Here is a 17,395-nt window from a genome sequence, read left to right as displayed (position 1 = left end):
TCGTAGAGTCTCTTAAAGCATGAAGGCAATGCGCCAGTTAACGCTCACATGATCCGGGCCGAGCCAGTCGGGGTAGTGCAACGGCGTACCAACCGAAATCTGGCTGCTGTACCAGCGCCCTGCGCTGCTCAGCCCCACCGAGCCTCCCCACAACGTGCCGGAGGCAAAGCGGTCCTGCCTGTCTTTTTCCAGCCAGCCGCCGTCAACGGCGACCGTTGCGCTCACCGCGCCAATCACCGGGAGGGTGAAGAGGGAATACCCCAGCTCGTTACGCCAGTAGCCGCCGTTATCCCCGGACAGGTACTGTTCTTTAAAACCGCGCACGGAGCTTTCGCCGCCGAGCGTCAGGCGCTCGGCGCCGTATAGCCGGTCGGGCGACCACTGGCCGTAGGCGCTGGTCAGCCACCACGCGTTACGGGCGACAGGACGCTGGAAGCTGGCGTTCAGGCTCCATTTACGGAACTCTGCCCGCGGCATATCCCCGGATTTATTTTCGTCGGTTTCGGCATTGAACCACGGCATGCCATGGCTCCAGGTCGGGTTGAAGGTCGCCACGCCGCCCAGCATTTTTTGCGTGTGGGTAATCCCCAGGACCAGGCTGGAGAGGTTGCGCGTGCTGCTCTGAAGCGGCGCGTCGTTGAGCCAGTTGCGGCTGGAGCGCTGAACCACGCCTGCCGCAATGCCGGTTTTGACATCCCCGTTGCGGAAAACCACCCATGACGCGTTAAGGCGGTGGGTTTTGGTATCGCCCGTGGAGAGCCAGTTGAACCCCTGGCTACTGATGGTGGTCCGGTAGTTACTCCAGGCGTAGCTGTAGTCCAGCAATCCGTAGCCAAACGGTACGCTGACGCCCGCCTGGAAATTCTGCGCATCGTACGCGCTGGCAAAATCACTGCTGCGCCCGCCGCTGACAAACCATTTATCCGCCAGCCCCAGCATATTATTGGCGGTGAGCACGCCGTTAAGCTGGTTTTCACCGGTGCTCTTCTGCCCGCTATTATCCAGGCTTACCGATGCACTTAACGGAAATTCCGGTTTTGCCGTAAGATTAACGATGGAATATCCGGCCTGCGTACCCGGAAGAATTTCAATCTGAACCGGTTCGGCGCGCAAACGGTTAATTTGCTCCATACCCTGTTCGATGTCGCGTAAATTAAGGATGCCGCCCACCCGTCCCGGAAACGCCATTTTCAGCATTCGCGGCGTTTCGCCTTCCAGACGGATCGCTTCCAGCCGGCCTTCCAGCACAACAATATTCAGCTGACCGCTGGAGAGATCCTGCTCAGTGAGAAAGGCACGGCTGGTGATATATCCCCGGCTGATATACCAGTCAGAAATATGGGCGAGAAGTTCCGTTATTTTCGCCATATCCAGACAGCGGCCCTGCCACGGCGCAACAAGGGCCTGTTGGGTTTTCGGGGGGATTAAGGTCGCGCCGGAAAGGGTAATGGTGTCAATGGTGAAACAGGGCCCGGTGCCGGTAACGGGCACCGGTCTGGCGGGCGCGGGGCGAGGGATACTCCGCTCCAGCTCTTCACGCTGTTGCTGGTTCTGTAATAAAAGCTGCTGCTGTTGCTGCTGAATAGTGTCGCGATCGGCTGGCGATAGCGGCGCAGCGTTAGCGCTCGCTGAAAATAACGCCCCCAGAAACATAGCAGTAGCATAATTTCCAAATGAAATTATTTTGTTTTTTATTTTAGACGTGTTCATCCATGCCACAAAATTAAGACGCAATTATAATTTGTACAATATAAGAGCATTCTTAAGGCGAGTATATCTAATTTAAGTTATGGCATCTTAAAAAAGATTATTTTAGAAACGTAAGAAGTCGCTTAACAAAAATTAGAAATATTTAACTATTCCTTAAATCTTAAGTTAGCTGTAATACATTAAATATGCAGACGAAACGTTTTTCGCCATTCCGCGGGGCTCACCCCAAAACGCGCCTTAAACTGCTGTCGCCAGGTGACGGCGGAATTAAATCCCACCAGCTCGGCCACTCGCTCAATCGGCATATTTCCGGCTTCAAGCAGGATCTGGCTGCGCCGCAGGCGTTCAGCGGTAAGCCAGTCGGCGACGCTCATCCCCGTGGCTTTAATAAAATGGCGGGTCAAGGTACGGCGGCTCATAGAGACCACCCCCGCCAGCGTGTCCAGGCTATGCGGTTCGGTGATGTGCTGCTGTAGGTAGTCGATCAGGCAGTTAATGCGTCCGTCGCGGGTATCTTTAGGTACCGGCTGGGCAATGAACTGCGCCTGCCCGCCTTCGCGGTGGGGCGGTACAATCATCCGACGGGCAATCTGGTTGGCGACCACGCTGCCAAAGCGCTGGCGAATGATATACAGGCAACAGTCCAGCGCCGCCGCAGTCCCGGCAGAGGTGATAATATTGCCGTCATCCACGTAGAGCGCATTGATATCCAGCCGGACGCGCGGAAAGAGCGACTGAAACTGATGTTCAAACTCCCAGTGGGTGGCCGCACGTTTGCCGTCAAGGATCCCTGCATAGGCCAGCACAAACGACCCCAGACACAGCCCGACGATTTCCGCGCCGTTGTCTCTCGCCTGCACCAGGCTGTCGAGCAGCGTCTGGGGCGGGCGTTCAAGGACGTGCTGCCAGTAGGGAACGACGACAATATCAGCCTGACCAATGACGGTGTAGTCCTGCGTGGCGTTGAGAGCGAACCCGTCTTTTGAGGTGAGAAAACCCGGCGTTTCGGCGCAGATCGTCACGTTAAAGCGCTTCTCGCCGGAGACCGAATCACCAAACAGAATGCAGGGAACGGAGTAGTGGAACGGGCTGAACCCGTCTACTGCGACAATCGCGACGTTGATTAGCGACATCTGTCTCTCCTTTCCCTTTAACGCACTCAGAATATAACGGTTTCGCCATCCTGGGGAATGCTCACTGCGTCACTCACCTGATTGGCTTCAACGTAATCTCGCAGCGCGCTGCGGGTCAACAGACAGTGGTTAATCGCCTCCATATGACTCGCCACAATTTTAGCCTGCGGCAGCAGGAAATGAACGTTGAGCACGTCCTCCTGCCCCATAATAATGGGCCCAAAACCAATGACGTGGGCATAGCCCGCGTTCAGCACCACCACGTCCGGCTGGTGCTTTTTCAGATCGGCCGCTACCTCGTCACGCCAGACGGTATCCCCGGCAAGATAGAGCGTCTTCTCATCGGGATGACGCAGCACCACGCCACAGGCCTCGCCCAGCCGCTCCGCCAGCTCCGGCACGGCATAAGCGCGATCGGTACCGTGCTGTCCGCCCTGGGTTTTCGTAATCTGAATATCGCCGAAGAAGGTCGCGTCGGTCATGACCGTCAGGTTGCTAAACCCCTGGCTACGCAGCAGCGCGGCGTCACGGTCATTTTGTACGTAGATCGGTTTGTCTTTAGCGATCAGCTCCGACGCGGCGCGATCCCAGTGATCGTCATGGGTATGGGTGACGATCACCGCATCGGCGTCCAGCAGCGTGTTGACGTCAACGGGGAGTTCGACCGTTGGGTTACGACGTTCGGCATGCGCCGTACCGGGAAAGCCCGGATAAGCGCCCTTCGGAGCCAGCATCGGGTCGATTAAAAGACATTTTCCGGCGTAGGAAATAAGCTGGGTGGCGTTGCGAATATGGGTAATGTTCATGGGCTATCCTCCGGTTGGTGTGATAAGGAGGATAGCCAGCCGTCACTATTGGCGCTGTGGGCTAAAGGGCGATTACCGATGGAATCGGGCCAATTGAAGATACCGCGTATTCTGCCGGTTCCCTTACCAACCCGGCACTGCCCCGCCGTTAAAGATCGTCTCAGCTGCTTTTGCCACTTCAGGCGACTGATACGACTGGATAAACGCCTTGACGTTCTCCGCGTCCTTATTGTCTTCGCGCGTCACCACGATGTTCACGTACGGCGAGTTTTTGTCTTCAATAAAGACGCTGTCATGCACCGGTGACAGCCCGGTTTGCTGAATATAGGTAGTGCTGATGATAGCGACATCCACTTTCGGGTCGTCCAGCACGCGCGGCAGCTGCGCCCCTTCCAGCTCCATAATTTTCAGTTTCTTAGGGTTGGCGGTAATATCCAGCGCCGTTGGCAACAGTCCGGTGTCCGGCTTCAGAGTGATGAGCTTCTCTTTTTGCAGCAGCAACAGCGCGCGGCCAAGGTTGGTTGGATCGTTTGGAATGGCAATGGTTGCCCCGTCCTTCAGGTCAGACACGGATTTGATTTTGCGGGAATAGCCGGCCATCGGGAAAACAAAGGTGTTCGCTACGGCCACCAGCTTATAGCCATGCGCCTTGTTATCTTCTGCAAGGAACGGGCGATGCTGGAAGACGTTGGCATCCAGTTCCCCCTGGTTGGTGGCATCGTTGGGCAACAGCGAGCCGCTGAAGCCGACCAGCTCCACGTCCAGGCCATATTTCTCTTTTGCCACCTTTTTGGCGACTTCCGCCACGTCCTGTTCAGCGCCGTTGATGACGCCCACTTTAATGTGTTTGGCATCGCTGCCACTTTGATCGCACCCTGCCAGCAGCAGGCCAGCAAGTACCAGAGCACCCAATCGACGTTTCACAAGACAGTTCCTTTTGCTGAATGTTGTAGTGACTATATCGACAACGAGGCGGTGAAATAAAAAACGAAAAAGAATCAATAAGAAGGATAAGTTATATGCGGGTATTGCCGGGTGGCGCTTCGCTTACCCGGCCTTGTATTATCCTTCCGTGCAGAAAGAACCGGCCAGTTCTTTCTGCCATGCAGTCCACATGCCGTACCCGGCCTTAGGCCACGAGCCTGTGTTGTAGATCCCTGCAGTGGACTGCACCTTCTCCACAAGTGACAAACCGGACAGTATCATGGACCGGTTTTCCCGGTAATCCGCATTCACAAGGTTGGTTTCACTATGGAACAGGAACTTCACTTTATTGGTATCGATGTCTCCAAAGCTAAGCTGGATGTCGATGTGTTGCGACCTGATGGCCGTCACCGCAGCAAAAAATTTACTAACACACCTAAAGGTCACGAGGAGCTGCTCAGCTGGCTCCGCAGCCATAATGTGGCTCAGGCACATATCTGCATGGAAGCGACCAGCACCTATATGGAAGACGCAGCAGCATCCCTCAGCGATGCCGGTTTCACCGTATCCATCATCAACCCGGCTCTTGGTAAAGCCTTTGCGCAGAGTGAAGGCCTGCGCAGTAAAACCGATGCCGTTGATGCCCGTATGCTGGCAGAGTTCTGCCGGCAGAAGCGTCCGGTAGCCTGGGAGGCACCTCATCCGCTGGAGCGCGCGTTGCGGGCGCTGGTGCTGCGTCACCAGTCCCTGACAGACATGCACACGCAGGAGCTGAACCGTCGTGAGACGGCGCGGGAGGTGCAGATGCCGAGCATCGATGCGCACCTTCTGTGGCTGGAAGCGGAGCTGAAGCGGCTGGAGAAACAGATAAAGGACCTGACGGATGATGACCCGGACCTGAAGCACCGGCGAAAACTGCTGGACAGCATACCGGGTATCGGTGAAAAGACATCCGCGGTGCTGCTGGCGTATGTGGGGCTGAAGGACAGGTTCGGTCAGGCGCGGCAGTTCGCGGCTTTCGCAGGACTGACACCGCGGCAGCATGAATCAGGAAGCAGCGTACACAGGGCAAGCAGGATGAGTAAGGCTGGCCATGTCTCGCTTCGCAGGGCGCTGTATATGCCCGCGATGGTGGCGCTGTACAAAACGGAGTGGGGAAAAGCGTTCAGGACGCGTCTGGAAAAGAACGGCAAGGGAGCGAAGCTGATAATCGGAGCGATGATGCGTAAGCTGGCGCAGGTGGCGTATGGCGTCCTGAAATCAGGACGCCCGTTCGATGCCACATTGCATCAGGAAAATGCTTGCGTGGCATAACAGTATCTACAGATTCAGAGCTTAAAGCGCTTTTGCCAGATAATGTCGCTGCATGCCAGAATAAGGATAATCCTGCAAAGACATCTGTAGCCGGTACCCCTGTTTTTCATAGAACGGGCGCGCCTGGAAGCTGGCGGTATCGACCAGCGCGTGCTTGCAGCCTTTGCGTCTGGCTTCAGCTTCGGCCGTTTTGATGAGCTGGCTGCCGACGCCGGATCCGCGCACGGCGTCGCTCACCCACAGAAAATCAATATTCAGCCAGTCGCCTTTACGTACCCCAATTAGCCCGCCGAGCATGGTGCCGTTTTCGTCCCGCACGTAAACGCCAATATCCCCGCTAAATGTGGACAGATCCAGAAACTGCGCATTGTAGGCTCTCAGGCCAGTGAGTAATTCTTCTTTTTCCTGCGGCGTGACCGCATTAGTAATGCTCAGGTGCATATTTTTTTCCTTGTTATCTGTGCCGTTTCACTATCTCACACAGATCTCCTGGAGAAAATTCATACTTTCGACTGGCGTCGCTACACTGAATGTAACGATATATTTCATGGGAAGCATGTGTCTCTTAAAGGGGGTTTCGATGAAAGCTGCGCACCTGGTCTGCCTGCTGGTTTGTCTGCTCTTCGCCGCGTTTGTCCATGCTCAGGAAAAGGAGGATCCGGCAAAAGAGGCGCAAATTAAGCAGCAGGTCCTGAAAGATATTAAGAAAACCTGTACGCCACAGAAAAAGCAGAGCGATAAGGCCTGGCAGGAGATGATTTTGTCATCCGAGGCCAATCAGCTGCTGATCAAAAACGCCATCACCGCCGTGAAGCGCGACAACCTGGACGCCTACTGGGCAGCGGTTGGTCAGGTGGATTGTCTGGAAGATTACTGAGTTCTCGCCGGGTGGCGCTGCGCTTACCCGGCCTGGAAAACGTTTTTAACGCTTACGCACATCCGGAATAATCAAATCCCCGCGCAGAACATAGGACCCGAGCATCTGCGTTTTCTCCGTCAGCCAGCTCACAATGCGTGCCGCCATCGCGTCCATGGAATATTCAATCGCCGGGATCACCGGAATACCCGGCAGGTGCAGCGATCCGGCAAGGCTGAAGACCATAATGTCCTCCGGCACGGATTTATTAAACGCCTGCAGCTGCGGGATCACCCGCTGGGCTTCCTGCTCGTCCGCCACAAGAAGCGCGTTGAAATTCAGGGTGCTGGCGTTGTTAAGCAGCTCCTGCAGCGCAACGGATGAGGAGGTCGCGTCCATAAAGACCAGGTTGCGATTAAAGGGCAGGAAATTTTTCTCCAGCGCATGCTTGTAGCCAAGCAGGACCTGGTCGGCAAAACCGCTGCCGTGCGGGTGGATCAGCGCAATCTGGCGACGCCCCTGGCTGGTGAGGTAATTACAGGCGGTTTCGGCGGCAAAGGCGTGATCGAACTGAATGCTGTTGGAATTATCAGACTCCATGCAGTCCACCAGAATGACGTTTTCCATATCCACGTCCAGCGGGAAACGGGCGCCAATCACCAGGATATCATCACAGAGCCCGCAGGAGAGTTCTTCAAGGGCGTGCATCACTTCCGCTTTGCTGTGCGCGAAGCGCAGCAGGAGGTGTTTTTGATGCTGGCTGAGCTGTTTTTCCAGCGCGTAGAGATAACCGGTGGTCTGGTTAATGTTTTCCTGCGCGCAAATGACCCCGATACAGCCCGTCGACTGGCTCAGCAGCGACTGGGCAATCACGTTAGGCCGGTAGTTCAGCTCATCCACCGCTTTCAGTACGGCCTGGCGGCTGGCTTCCTTTACGCCACGCGACCCACTCAACACTCGCGATACCGTGGCTTTAGACACCCCGGCAAGACGTGATACATCATTGATTGTCGACATCTCTTTCCCCTGACAGGCTTACCTCGCGCCTGCAAATTCCATGACCGCTTCGGCTCACATTATAGCCAGAACGGAGTATATCCGTTTCCGTTTTCCATGGAAACCGATTTTCCGTTTCCACTCAAAATGATGTCAAAACAGCCAAATTATGTGATGCACATCCGGTTAATTAGCCTCATAAGTAAGGGATCTTGATGGGTATCACACTTCTGTCTTTTATGAATGGAAACCGGTTTCCGTATAATGTCCAATCATCCTCGCAATAACTTTTTACATTTAGAGGATGGTTGTCGATGTTCAAGATTATGCTGTGCTGCTCTGCCGGGATGTCCACCAGCCTGTTGGTCAGCAAAATGGTCGATGTCGCGAAAGAACGTGGTTTGCCGGTGAAGATTGATGCGTACGGTGTTTCCGAATTTGATACGCAGTTTCCGCAGTACCAGGTCGTCCTTCTCGGACCGCAAGTGAAATACATGTTACAGACACTCTCAGACAAGGCGGCGACGCAAGGCATTCCGGTGCAGCCCATCGACATGATGGACTACGGCATGCAGCGTGGCGATAAAGTACTGGACTATGCTCTGTCGCTCATCGAAGCGGCACACTAAAAGGTGTTCACATGAGTTCGTTATATCAATCCATGGTCGCGGTGATTGAGCAGTCAATTACCCCGCTGGCCGCGAAGCTGGGCCAGCAAAAGTATGTGATTGCCATCCGCGACGGCTTTACCGCCGCGCTGCCGTTTATGATCATCGGCTCGTTTATGCTGGTGTTCATCTTCCCGCCGTTCTCAGCGGATACCACCAACAGCTTCGCCCGCGGCTGGCTGGATTTCTCCCAGACCTACCGCGAGCAGCTGATGCTGCCGTTTAACCTCAGCATGGGCGTGATGACCTTCTTCATCTCGGTGGGAATTGGGGCAAGCCTGGGGCGTCAGTTTAACCTCGACCCGGTAATGTCCGGCCTGCTGGCCTTTATGGCCTTCCTGCTGGTCGCCGCGCCCTATGCCGATGGCAAAATCTCGACCCAGTATCTCTCCGGCCAGGGCATCTTCACTGCACTGATCACCGCCATCTACTCCACCCGCGTCTATGCGTGGCTGAAGCAGAACAACGTGACCATCCGCCTGCCGAAAGAAGTGCCCACCGGCGTGGCGCGTTCGTTCGAGATCCTGATCCCGGTGATGGTGGTGATCGGCACGCTGCATCCGCTGAACCTGTTCATCGAAGCGCAGACCGGAATGATCATCCCGCAGGCGATTATGCACCTGCTGGAGCCGCTGGTCTCTGCGTCGGACTCTCTGCCCGCCATTCTGCTCTCCGTGCTGCTGTGCCAGATTTTCTGGTTCGCCGGTATCCACGGCTCGCTGATTGTCACCGGCATCATGAACCCGTTCTGGATGGCGAACCTCTCCGCAAACCAGGCGGCGCTGGCGGCGGGCGCCGCGCTGCCGCACGTCTACCTGCAGGGCTTCTGGGATCACTACCTGCTGATTGGCGGCGTGGGCTCTACTCTGCCGCTGGCCTTCCTGCTGCTGCGCAGCCGCGTTACCCACCTGCGCACCATCGGCAAAATGGGCGTGGTGCCAAGCTTCTTTAACATCAACGAACCGATTCTGTTCGGCGCGCCGATCATCATGAACCCGATGCTGTTTATCCCGTTCGTGTGCGTTCCGCTGGTCAACGCCTGCCTGGCGTACGGCGCAACCAGGCTCGGCTGGCTGGCACAGGTTGTGTCGTTGACCCCATGGACCACCCCTGCGCCGATCGGCGCCTCGTGGGCGGCGAACTGGGCGCTGAGCCCGGTGGTGATGTGCCTGGTCTGTATGGTGATGTCCGCGCTGATGTACCTGCCGTTCCTGCGCGCCTATGAGCGTACGCTCATCAAAAACGAAGAGCAGAAAGCCCTGGCAACTGTCGGTAACGCTGAAGCAGCCAGCAATTAAGTCAAAGAGGAAGCGTCATGAAATATGCATTTCCCGATAACTTCTGGTGGGGCAGCGCAAGCTCCGCTCTCCAGACGGAAGGGGCAAGAGGGGGGGAAACCACGTGGGATTACTGGTTTGCCCGCGAGCCGAACCGTTTTCACAACGGCGTGGGGCCGCAGCAGACCTCCACGTTCTATCAGCACTGGAAAACGGATATTCAGCTGTTAAAGCAGCTGAACCACAACAGCTTTCGCACCTCGATTAGCTGGGCGCGCCTGATCCCCGACGGTATCGGTGAAGTGAACCCGGAAGCGGTCGATTTTTACAATCAGGTCATTGATGAGCTCAATGAACAGGGCATCACGCCGTTTATCACCCTTTTCCACTTCGACATGCCGATGGCAATGCAGGAAATCGGCGGCTGGGAAAACCGCGACGTGGTGGAGGCCTACGCCCGCTATGCGCAGATTTGCTTCGAACTGTTTGGCGATCGCGTGCTGCACTGGTTTACCTTCAACGAGCCGATCGTGCCGGTGGAGGGCGGTTATCTGTACGACTTCCACTATCCGAACGTGGTGGATTTTCGTCGGGCGGCTACCGTGGCGTATCACACCGTGTTGGCCCACGCGAAGGCCGTTCAGGCTTACCGCGCCGGACATTACGCGGGTGAGATCGGTATCGTGCTCAACCTGACCCCGTCATACCCGCGTTCGCAAAACCCGGCTGACGTGAAAGCGGCGCACGTTGCGGATCTGATGTTTAACCGCAGCTTCCTCGACCCGGTGCTGCGCGGGGAGTATCCGGCCGATCTGGTGGCATTACTGAAATCCTACGATCAGCTGCCCGCCTGCAAGCCGGAAGACGGTTTCCTGATTGCGGAAGGGAAAATCGACCTGCTCGGCGTGAACTACTATCAGCCGCGTCGCGTGAAGTGTCGCGACAGCGCGGTGAACCCGCAGGCGCCGTTTATGCCGGAGTGGTTCTTTGATAACTACGAGATGCCGGGCCGCAAGATGAACCCCTACCGCGGCTGGGAAATCTACGAGCCGGGTATTTACGATATTCTGGTCAACCTGCGCGACAATTACGGCAACCCACGCTGCTTTATTTCTGAAAACGGCATGGGCGTCGAAAACGAGCAGCGCTTTATTGAAAACGGCCAGATTAACGATCAATACCGCATCGAGTTTATTTCCGAACATTTAGCCTGGCTGCATAAGGGTATTAGCGAAGGGTGCAATTGTCTTGGCTACCATATGTGGACGTTTATTGATAACTGGTCGTGGTGCAATGCCTATAAAAATCGCTATGGATTTATCCAGCTCGATTTAAAGACGCAGCAGCGCACCATCAAGAAAAGCGGAGAGTGGTTTGCCGCCACCGCATTAAATAATAGTTTTGAAAAAGAGTAATAATGATGATCGCACTAGAAGAAGCCGTAATGGAAATTATCGTCAATGCCGGACAGTCCCGCAGCCTGTGCTTTGAAGCGCTGCACGCGGCGCGTCAGGGCAACATTGACGAGGCCAAAAGCCTGCTGCGCGAAGCCGACGGCTACGCGCGCCAGGCGCACAAGATGCAGACCAAACTGATCGAGCAGGATGCGGGCGAAGGCCGCCAGCCGATGACGTTAATCATGGTGCACGCGCAGGATCACTTAATGAACTCCTTATTAGCGCGTGAATTATCCGAAGAAATTATTCATTTATATCAGAGATAGTCTATGGCGAAATAATTACTGTAATACCTCTGTACCCTAAATAGAGATCCACTTGTTCTGATGATAGCGACATACTCTGTCAGATCGGAGCGGGATGGTTATTGTCTGAATAAAATTAAACTATATTGAGATAACCATGAATACGATTAAAAAACTTCCATTAACCATGGCGGTTATCGCCGCGCTTTGCCCAATTTCCGTGCTCGCACAAGAATTCACCCAGGAGCAAATCGACGCCATTGTGGCGAAAGCAGTGGATAAAGCCCTGGCTGAACGTCAGGCCAAAATGGATGCCGCGGTCGCGAAAAAAGCGGACGTGGTGACCGAGCCGCAAAGCGCGGCACAATCTCCCGATATGGCGATCCCGTTCGGGATTAAATTTACCGGCTACGCCCGCTACGGCGCGCACTTCCAGGCCGCCGATCAGAAATATGTGGCGGTGGACGGCTCCTACAACGGCGCGTCCGCGATTGGTCGTCTGGGCAACGAAGGCAACGGCGGGGAATTCCAGCTTTCAAAGGCCTTCAAGGGTGAAAACGGCGCCATCTGGGACATCAACGTGATGATCGACCACTGGGGCGACGAAGTTAACCTGAAAAAAGCCTACGCGGGGGTGACCAACATTATGGCCTCCAACCCGAACGCCTATTTCTGGGCCGGCCGTGACTTCCACCAGCGTCCGCAGCAGGGCATCAACGACTACTTCTGGATGAACCACGACGGCCAGGGCGCCGGGGTGAAGAACTTCGATATCGGCGGCGTGCAGTTCGACGTGGCCGCCGTGGCGGCGGTGGAATCCTGTAGCCCGGAAGTGATGGAAGATGAAGCCAACCCGTCGCGCATCACCTGTACCGGCGGTTCCGGCACGGGCGACAAAGGCAACTACGCCGCGACATCAAAAATCCACGGCATGAAGCTTGGCCCGATCGACATGGAGCTGTACGCCAACTACGGCTTTGACTCCAAGGCGGTGGAGAGCGACGAACGTCTGAACGCCTGGCAGGGCGGCGTGGTGCTGAGCCACACCAACGACAGCGGCGTGAACAAGGTGATTGCCCGCTACTCCGATAACGCGGACAACAGCGTGTTCAACAAAACCGAGGATCTGACCACGGTTTACGCCAGCTTCGAAGGGCTGTACAAATTCACCCAGGCGACGCAGGTGGAGTACATCCTCGCCTTCCACGACTACGACAACAGCCGCGACAAGACCGACAACCGCAAGAACTACAACGCCATCGTGCGCCCAATGCACTGGTGGAACGACGTTCACTCCACCTGGCTGGAAGCGGGCTGGCAGCATGTGGATTACGACAACGGCGGCGACAACAAGGGCTGGAAGCTGACCCTGTCGCAGAACATGTCTATCGCAATGGGGCCGGAGTTCCGCCCGATGCTGCGCTTCTACGTGACCGGCGGCAAGGTGGATAACGAACGCACCGCGCGCGTGAACAACACCAAAGACGAAACCCTCGACGACTTCAACGTCGGCGCGATGTGGGAGGCGTGGTTCTAGTACAGCGCCGTTTGTTTCGCCCGGCGGCGCTGCGCTTGCACGGGCCTACAAAACCTTGTAGGCCGGGTAAGCGCAGCGCCACCCGGTAAGATCCCATGTTATGCTAGAAAAAAATTAACATCGCAGGGGAGAACATGGGTTCCACACGTAAAGGAATGCTGAACGTCCTGATCGCCGCCGTTTTATGGGGCAGTTCGGGGGTTTGCGCGCAGTACATCATGGAGAAAAGCCACATTTCTTCGCCTTATCTGACCATGGTTCGCCTGCTGTTTACCGGCGTGATCTTGCTGACGCTCTCCTTCGTTCACGGCGACAAGATTTTCTCGGTCATCAAACATCGCAAAGATGCCCTCAGCCTGCTGATTTTCTCGCTGGTCGGCGCGCTTACCGTGCAGCTCACCTTCCTGCTGACGATTGAGAAATCTAACGCCGCGACCGCTACCGTGCTGCAGTTTCTGTCGCCGACCATCATTGTGGCCTGGTTCGCTCTGGCGCGGAAAAAACGTCCCGGCGTGTTTGTGCTGTCGGCCATCATGACGTCGCTTGTCGGTACGTTTCTGCTGGTCACCCACGGCGACCCAACCTCGCTCTCCATCTCACCTGCCGCGCTGTTCTTCGGCATCGCCTCGGCGTTTGCCGCCGCGTTTTACACCACCTATCCGTCAACGCTGATCGCCCGCTACGGCACGCTGCCGATTGTCGGCTGGAGCATGTTGATTGCCGGGTTAATGCTGACGCCGTTCTACGCCGGGCGCGGGACCACGTTCGTGATTGACGGCAGCCTGCTGCTGGCGTTTTTCTATCTGGTGGTGATTGGCACCGCGCTGACGTTCAGCCTGTACCTGAAAGGCGCACAGATGATCGGCGGGCCGAAGGCGAGCATTCTGAGCTGCGCCGAGCCGCTGAGCAGCGCGTTACTGTCGGTGATTTTGCTGGGCGTGGCGTTTACCCTGCCGGACTGGCTGGGGACGCTGCTGATTGTGTCGTCGGTGGTGCTGATTTCGATGGATTCGAGAAGACGGGTTCAGACATCGGCGTAGCCTGATGTCCCCTCACCCCGGCCCTCCCCCCAAAGGGGCGAGGGTGAAAAGACAGCACCGAGCAGTCCCCTCTCCCCTATGGGGAGAGGGTTAGGGTGAGGGGGAAAATTTACTATTTCGCCTTCACCTTCCCCGCCACCAGCAGTGCCGTCAGCAGCATCAGCGTGCCGGAAATTACCAGCGGCGATGTCAGCCCCAGATGGTCGAGCGCCACGCCGCCAATGGCCGCCCCGCAGGTATTCGCCAGCTGGATCACCGCCACCTGAATCGACCCGGCTTTTTCAGCCTGATCGGCCAGCGTTCGGGTGATCCACGTCGACCAGCCCACCGGCACCAGCGCAAAGGCAAAGCCCCAGATAATCGCGATGGCAGACGCCACCCACTTGTCGCTGCCCCACAGCACCAGCACCGCCGCGCTCAGCGCCAGCACCAGCGGCGCGCCCGCCAGCGCAAACTTCAGGGAGCGTTTCAGGAACGGGGACGACAGCGAGGTGCCGACAAAGCTGGCGATACCGAAGCTCAACAGCACCAGCGTCAGGCCGTCGACGTCAAAGCCCGCCATGGTCATAAACACCGGGCGGATATAGGTAAAGAAGGCAAACTGCCCGGCAAAGGACATAAAGATCGCCGTCATCCCCGCCAGCACACCGGGGCGCTTCAGCAGCGCAAACATGTTTTGTTTGTGGTGCGCCGCTTCGCCCGGCAAAGTCGGTAGCGCTTTCCACACCCAAATGATGCAGAGCAGGCCCATCACCGCCGCGGCGTTGAAGACGTTACGCCAGCCGATAATCCCACCGAGGAAGCTACCGAGCGGCGCGGCAATCACCAACGCGATAGAGACTGCACCGAAGATAACGGACAGAGCCTTTGGCACCGTACGCGCGGGCACCAGGCGCATGGTCAGCGAGGCCGACATCGCCCAGAAGCCGCCGAGCCCCAGCCCCAGACAGGCGCGACCGAGCAGCAGCAGAGTGAAGCTTTCAGCAAAGGAGACCAGCAGGCAGGAGAGCGTCAGCAGCACGCTGAAAAGAATGACCACTTTACGGCGGTCAATTGCGCCAATCACCTGCGTGATAAACAGGCTGGCGAACATCGCCACAAACGCGGTGACGGTAACAGACTGACCCGCCACGCCTTCGGAAATGCCCAGATCCTGCGCCATCGGCGTCAGCAGGCTCACCGGCAGAAACTCAACGGTAATCAGACATGCAACGCAGAACGCCACGGCGAAAACGGCCGACCAGTTGGGGCGAGAAACCTCGTTGGTCTGCGGTCTGGTCGTGGGCTGGATATGTTCTGTCATGGCGTCACCTGAAGATAAAAACGTGCGGAAAAGTCGCGCAGTTTATCATCAAAAGTGTGACGAATTTAACGATTTGACAACTTTTGTCGTTTTTACAGGGGATCAATGCAGGTAAAACACGCCCTCTTCCGGCAGGAAGAGCTGGTTATAGCGCAGCTGGAAAGCGTTAAGCTCTTGCGGATCGGGCTCCATCTCGCGCATAAAGCCAAGCGCCAGACGAATTTGCGCATCGGTAATCGGTGCGGCAAGGCGGGCTTTACGCAGCATGCGGTGCCATGTATGCAGGTTCTCTTCGCTACCGTCGACAATGCAGACCTGCCAGATGAGCAGCACCTGCGCCGCGTTTTGCAAATGCGCCTCGTCCGGCCGCTCAAGGTAGCGGATAAACTCATTGCCCGACGTTTTACCAAACTGGTCGATCATCGACTCAACCGGCACCGGGGTGATCCCCAGACGCTCGCTTAAGCGTTTGATGGCGCGGCGGGAATCTGAGGTCAGGACGCGAAATCCCACCACAAAGACCACAGCAAGCGTTGCCAGCATTATCCAGACCATGTGTTCTCCTTACATCAGCCGCTCATCATAGCGGGAAACACACGGCGTCGACAGCGACAGGCATAAAAAAGCCCGGCATCACACACCGGGCAAAGAAGTTACCTGCACACTCAGGCTGTTTTTAATTTCTGCGCACGATTTTCACGGCGAATCTTACGTTCTTCCAACACCGCGACCATCGCCATCAGGACGATACAGCCGATCGCTGCCGCATCCAGCGCCGCGAAGGTGCCCGCCCAGCCGGTGAGGCCGAAAATCGGTGTGCCGTCGGCGATCATCCCCAGACCCAGCTTGGCGAAGCTGTCGCCGATCAGGTAGGCGAAGGTGCCCTTAATCCCATCGGCGGCGCCGATCGCTTTTTTCGGGACGAAGCCGACTGCCGCCACGCCGATCAGCAGCTGCGGACCAAATACCAGGAAGCCGAGCGCGAACAGGGACGCCAGGTAAACGTACTGGTTGCTGGCATGCTGGTACACGCCAAGCGTGGCGATAATCAGCGCCAGCGCGACGCAGGCTACCAGCGCACGACGGCCGTTGGCGAGATCCGAGAGCCAGCCCCAAAGCAGCGTGCCGACCAGCGCGCCCACTTCGAACAGGGTGAAGCCCTGAATCGCCACTTCTTTAGAGAGCTTCAGCTCCTGGAAGGCATACACGGTCGACCACTGGTCGATGCCGATACGCACCACGTAGAGGAAGATGTTTGAGAAGCACAGCAGCCAGATCACTTTGTTTTTCAGCACGTACTCAACAAAGATCTGCCATTTGGACATCTCGTTTTCTTCGGTCTCTTTGTCCTCTTCGCTGATCTCCTCGCCGAACAGCTCTTCGGCTTTGCCGAGGCCGTACGATTCCGGGGAGTCGCTGCCGTAGCGTAGGCCGATAAAGCCGACGATCAGGGCGATAATCGACGGGAAGATAAACATACCGATCACGTGGCCGTCGAACAGGTAGTTTGCGCCAAACAGCGCCACGCCAGCCGCACCGGCACCGCCGAGGTTGTGGGAGATGTTCCACATGCCGAGGTACGAACCACGCTTACGGCGCGGGGTCCATTTGGTGATGGTGGAGTAGCTGCACGACCCGCCGGTACTCTGGAAGAAACCGCTCAGAGCGTAGAAGGCGATCATCATAAACAGGCTGACGGAGCCCGCGCCCATGCTGGCGCTGAAGCCGAGCATACAGATGGCGGAGAGGATTAGCATAAACGGCAGGAACTGCTTGGTGTTTTTGCCGTCCGCGTAGTAGGAAACCAGTGTTTTCCCCACGCCGTAGGTGATGGAGAACCCCAGGCCGATCATCCCCAGTTGCGTCATGCTCAGCCCGTAGGTTGAGATCATGTCGTTCTGCGCGATGTTAAAGTTTTTGCGGATCAGGTACATGGTCAGGTAGCCGATGAAGACCACCAGATAAGACTGCATGAACGGTTTGAACCACATCTTGCGCCGCACGTCGAGCGGCAGATCCAGGGTCGGCTTGCGCACCTGATTTAAGAAGGCCAGCATGACTGAGTTACTCCTGAGCTGATTTTTGCAGCATTGTAAAAACCAGCCGGGAGAGATGCCTGAGACAGCGTC

General features: G+C 56.5%; 17 protein-coding genes. 8 read left to right on the top strand and 9 right to left on the bottom strand.

Features of this window, described 5'->3' with window-relative positions:
* Positions 1–12: 12 nt before the first annotated feature.
* From V1566_RS03200 to nlpA, 4 genes are all read right to left on the bottom strand, one after another.
* Positions 13–1,653 carry a ShlB/FhaC/HecB family hemolysin secretion/activation protein gene (locus V1566_RS03200; RefSeq protein ID WP_395305031.1) on the bottom strand — a complete coding sequence of 547 codons (1,641 nt, stop codon included), beginning with the start codon at positions 1,651–1,653 and terminating at the stop codon, positions 13–15.
* 236 nt (positions 1,654–1,889) lie between these two features.
* Positions 1,890–2,843, bottom strand: a complete 954-nt coding sequence (locus V1566_RS03195; protein WP_395305030.1) for a GlxA family transcriptional regulator — start codon at positions 2,841–2,843, stop codon at positions 1,890–1,892.
* Positions 2,844–2,869: 26 nt separating this feature from the next.
* Entirely contained in the window at positions 2,870–3,649 is a 780-nt protein-coding gene (locus V1566_RS03190) for an MBL fold metallo-hydrolase (RefSeq protein ID WP_395305029.1), read from the bottom strand.
* Positions 3,650–3,772: 123 nt separating this feature from the next.
* Complete coding sequence (gene nlpA, locus V1566_RS03185; RefSeq protein WP_395305028.1) at positions 3,773–4,573, bottom strand: lipoprotein NlpA; 801 nt, start codon at positions 4,571–4,573, stop codon at positions 3,773–3,775.
* Between the two features lie 327 nt (positions 4,574–4,900).
* Between nlpA and V1566_RS03180 the strand changes: the two genes are divergently transcribed.
* Positions 4,901–5,887, top strand: a complete 987-nt coding sequence (locus tag V1566_RS03180; RefSeq protein WP_395303481.1) for an IS110 family transposase — start codon at positions 4,901–4,903, stop codon at positions 5,885–5,887.
* 21 nt (positions 5,888–5,908) lie between these two features.
* On the opposite strand, the gene V1566_RS03175 is transcribed toward V1566_RS03180, so the two are convergent.
* Positions 5,909–6,328, bottom strand: a complete 420-nt coding sequence (locus V1566_RS03175) for a GNAT family N-acetyltransferase (RefSeq protein ID WP_395305027.1) — start codon at positions 6,326–6,328, stop codon at positions 5,909–5,911.
* On the opposite strand from V1566_RS03175, the gene V1566_RS03170 reads away from it, so the two are divergent.
* Positions 6,315–6,764: a YicS family protein gene (locus V1566_RS03170; protein WP_395305026.1), complete on the top strand. Its 450-nt coding sequence runs from the start codon at positions 6,315–6,317 to the stop codon at positions 6,762–6,764. The genes V1566_RS03175 and V1566_RS03170 overlap by 14 nt on opposite strands.
* Positions 6,765–6,809: 45 nt before the next feature.
* Here the strand turns inward: V1566_RS03170 and V1566_RS03165 are convergent, their stop codons facing one another.
* Positions 6,810–7,760: a LacI family DNA-binding transcriptional regulator gene (locus V1566_RS03165; protein ID WP_395305025.1), complete on the bottom strand. Its 951-nt coding sequence runs from the start codon at positions 7,758–7,760 to the stop codon at positions 6,810–6,812.
* A 293-nt stretch (positions 7,761–8,053) separates the two neighbouring features.
* Between V1566_RS03165 and V1566_RS03160 the strand changes: the two genes are divergently transcribed.
* The 6 genes from V1566_RS03160 to V1566_RS03135 all read left to right on the top strand — a co-directional run bounded on the left by V1566_RS03160 (position 8,054) and on the right by V1566_RS03135 (position 13,963).
* Entirely contained in the window at positions 8,054–8,368 is a 315-nt protein-coding gene (locus V1566_RS03160) for a PTS sugar transporter subunit IIB (protein ID WP_023333974.1), read from the top strand.
* Positions 8,369–8,379: 11 nt separating this feature from the next.
* The gene (locus tag V1566_RS03155; RefSeq protein WP_395305024.1) at positions 8,380–9,705 is read left to right on the top strand and encodes a PTS sugar transporter subunit IIC; all 1,326 of its coding nucleotides are present in this window, start codon (positions 8,380–8,382) and stop codon (positions 9,703–9,705) included.
* A gap of 17 nt (positions 9,706–9,722) precedes the next feature.
* Entirely contained in the window at positions 9,723–11,099 is a 1,377-nt protein-coding gene (locus V1566_RS03150) for a glycoside hydrolase family 1 protein (protein WP_395305023.1), read from the top strand.
* Between the two features lie 5 nt (positions 11,100–11,104).
* Positions 11,105–11,407, top strand: coding sequence for a PTS lactose/cellobiose transporter subunit IIA (locus tag V1566_RS03145; RefSeq protein WP_029741865.1), 303 nt, complete (start codon positions 11,105–11,107; stop codon positions 11,405–11,407).
* A gap of 136 nt (positions 11,408–11,543) precedes the next feature.
* The gene (locus tag V1566_RS03140) at positions 11,544–12,923 is read left to right on the top strand and encodes a carbohydrate porin (protein WP_023309838.1); all 1,380 of its coding nucleotides are present in this window, start codon (positions 11,544–11,546) and stop codon (positions 12,921–12,923) included.
* A gap of 134 nt (positions 12,924–13,057) precedes the next feature.
* Positions 13,058–13,963 (top strand): DMT family transporter, encoded by a 906-nt coding sequence (locus V1566_RS03135; RefSeq protein ID WP_029741863.1) that lies wholly within the window; start codon positions 13,058–13,060, stop codon positions 13,961–13,963.
* Between the two features lie 112 nt (positions 13,964–14,075).
* On the opposite strand, the gene nepI is transcribed toward V1566_RS03135, so the two are convergent.
* The 3 genes from nepI to uhpT form a co-directional block, all read right to left on the bottom strand.
* Entirely contained in the window at positions 14,076–15,266 is a 1,191-nt protein-coding gene (nepI, locus tag V1566_RS03130) for a purine ribonucleoside efflux pump NepI (RefSeq protein ID WP_395305022.1), read from the bottom strand.
* A gap of 102 nt (positions 15,267–15,368) precedes the next feature.
* Positions 15,369–15,821, bottom strand: coding sequence for a DUF1198 domain-containing protein (locus tag V1566_RS03125; RefSeq protein WP_395305021.1), 453 nt, complete (start codon positions 15,819–15,821; stop codon positions 15,369–15,371).
* A gap of 110 nt (positions 15,822–15,931) precedes the next feature.
* Complete coding sequence (uhpT, locus tag V1566_RS03120) at positions 15,932–17,323, bottom strand: hexose-6-phosphate:phosphate antiporter (RefSeq protein ID WP_395305020.1); 1,392 nt, start codon at positions 17,321–17,323, stop codon at positions 15,932–15,934.
* Between the last annotated feature and the right edge of the window lie 72 nt (positions 17,324–17,395).

Source organism: Enterobacter sp. ECC-019, assembly GCF_043974075.1.
GTDB lineage: Bacteria > Pseudomonadota > Gammaproteobacteria > Enterobacterales > Enterobacteriaceae > Enterobacter > Enterobacter asburiae_D.
This window is presented reverse-complemented; position numbering and strand designations above follow the sequence as displayed.

Bases quoted from the DNA above. Each gene is read 5' to 3' on its own strand.
- V1566_RS03145 (WP_029741865.1), top strand. From the start codon at position 11,105: ATGATCGCACTAGAAGAAGCCGTAATGGAAATTATCGTCAATGCCGGA.
- V1566_RS03165 (WP_395305025.1), bottom strand. From the start codon at position 7,760: ATGTCGACAATCAATGATGTATCACGTCTTGCCGGGGTGTCTAAAGCC.
- V1566_RS03200 (WP_395305031.1), bottom strand. From the start codon at position 1,653: ATGTTTCTGGGGGCGTTATTTTCAGCGAGCGCTAACGCTGCGCCGCTA.
- V1566_RS03180 (WP_395303481.1), top strand. From the start codon at position 4,901: ATGGAACAGGAACTTCACTTTATTGGTATCGATGTCTCCAAAGCTAAG.
- V1566_RS03175 (WP_395305027.1), bottom strand. From the start codon at position 6,328: ATGCACCTGAGCATTACTAATGCGGTCACGCCGCAGGAAAAAGAAGAA.
- uhpT (WP_395305020.1), bottom strand. From the start codon at position 17,323: ATGCTGGCCTTCTTAAATCAGGTGCGCAAGCCGACCCTGGATCTGCCG.
- V1566_RS03190 (WP_395305029.1), bottom strand. From the start codon at position 3,649: ATGAACATTACCCATATTCGCAACGCCACCCAGCTTATTTCCTACGCC.
- V1566_RS03195 (WP_395305030.1), bottom strand. From the start codon at position 2,843: ATGTCGCTAATCAACGTCGCGATTGTCGCAGTAGACGGGTTCAGCCCG.
- V1566_RS03155 (WP_395305024.1), top strand. From the start codon at position 8,380: ATGAGTTCGTTATATCAATCCATGGTCGCGGTGATTGAGCAGTCAATT.
- V1566_RS03170 (WP_395305026.1), top strand. From the start codon at position 6,315: ATGCTCAGGTGCATATTTTTTTCCTTGTTATCTGTGCCGTTTCACTAT.
- V1566_RS03135 (WP_029741863.1), top strand. From the start codon at position 13,058: ATGGGTTCCACACGTAAAGGAATGCTGAACGTCCTGATCGCCGCCGTT.
- nepI (WP_395305022.1), bottom strand. From the start codon at position 15,266: ATGACAGAACATATCCAGCCCACGACCAGACCGCAGACCAACGAGGTT.
- V1566_RS03160 (WP_023333974.1), top strand. From the start codon at position 8,054: ATGTTCAAGATTATGCTGTGCTGCTCTGCCGGGATGTCCACCAGCCTG.
- V1566_RS03125 (WP_395305021.1), bottom strand. From the start codon at position 15,821: ATGGTCTGGATAATGCTGGCAACGCTTGCTGTGGTCTTTGTGGTGGGA.
- V1566_RS03140 (WP_023309838.1), top strand. From the start codon at position 11,544: ATGAATACGATTAAAAAACTTCCATTAACCATGGCGGTTATCGCCGCG.
- V1566_RS03150 (WP_395305023.1), top strand. From the start codon at position 9,723: ATGAAATATGCATTTCCCGATAACTTCTGGTGGGGCAGCGCAAGCTCC.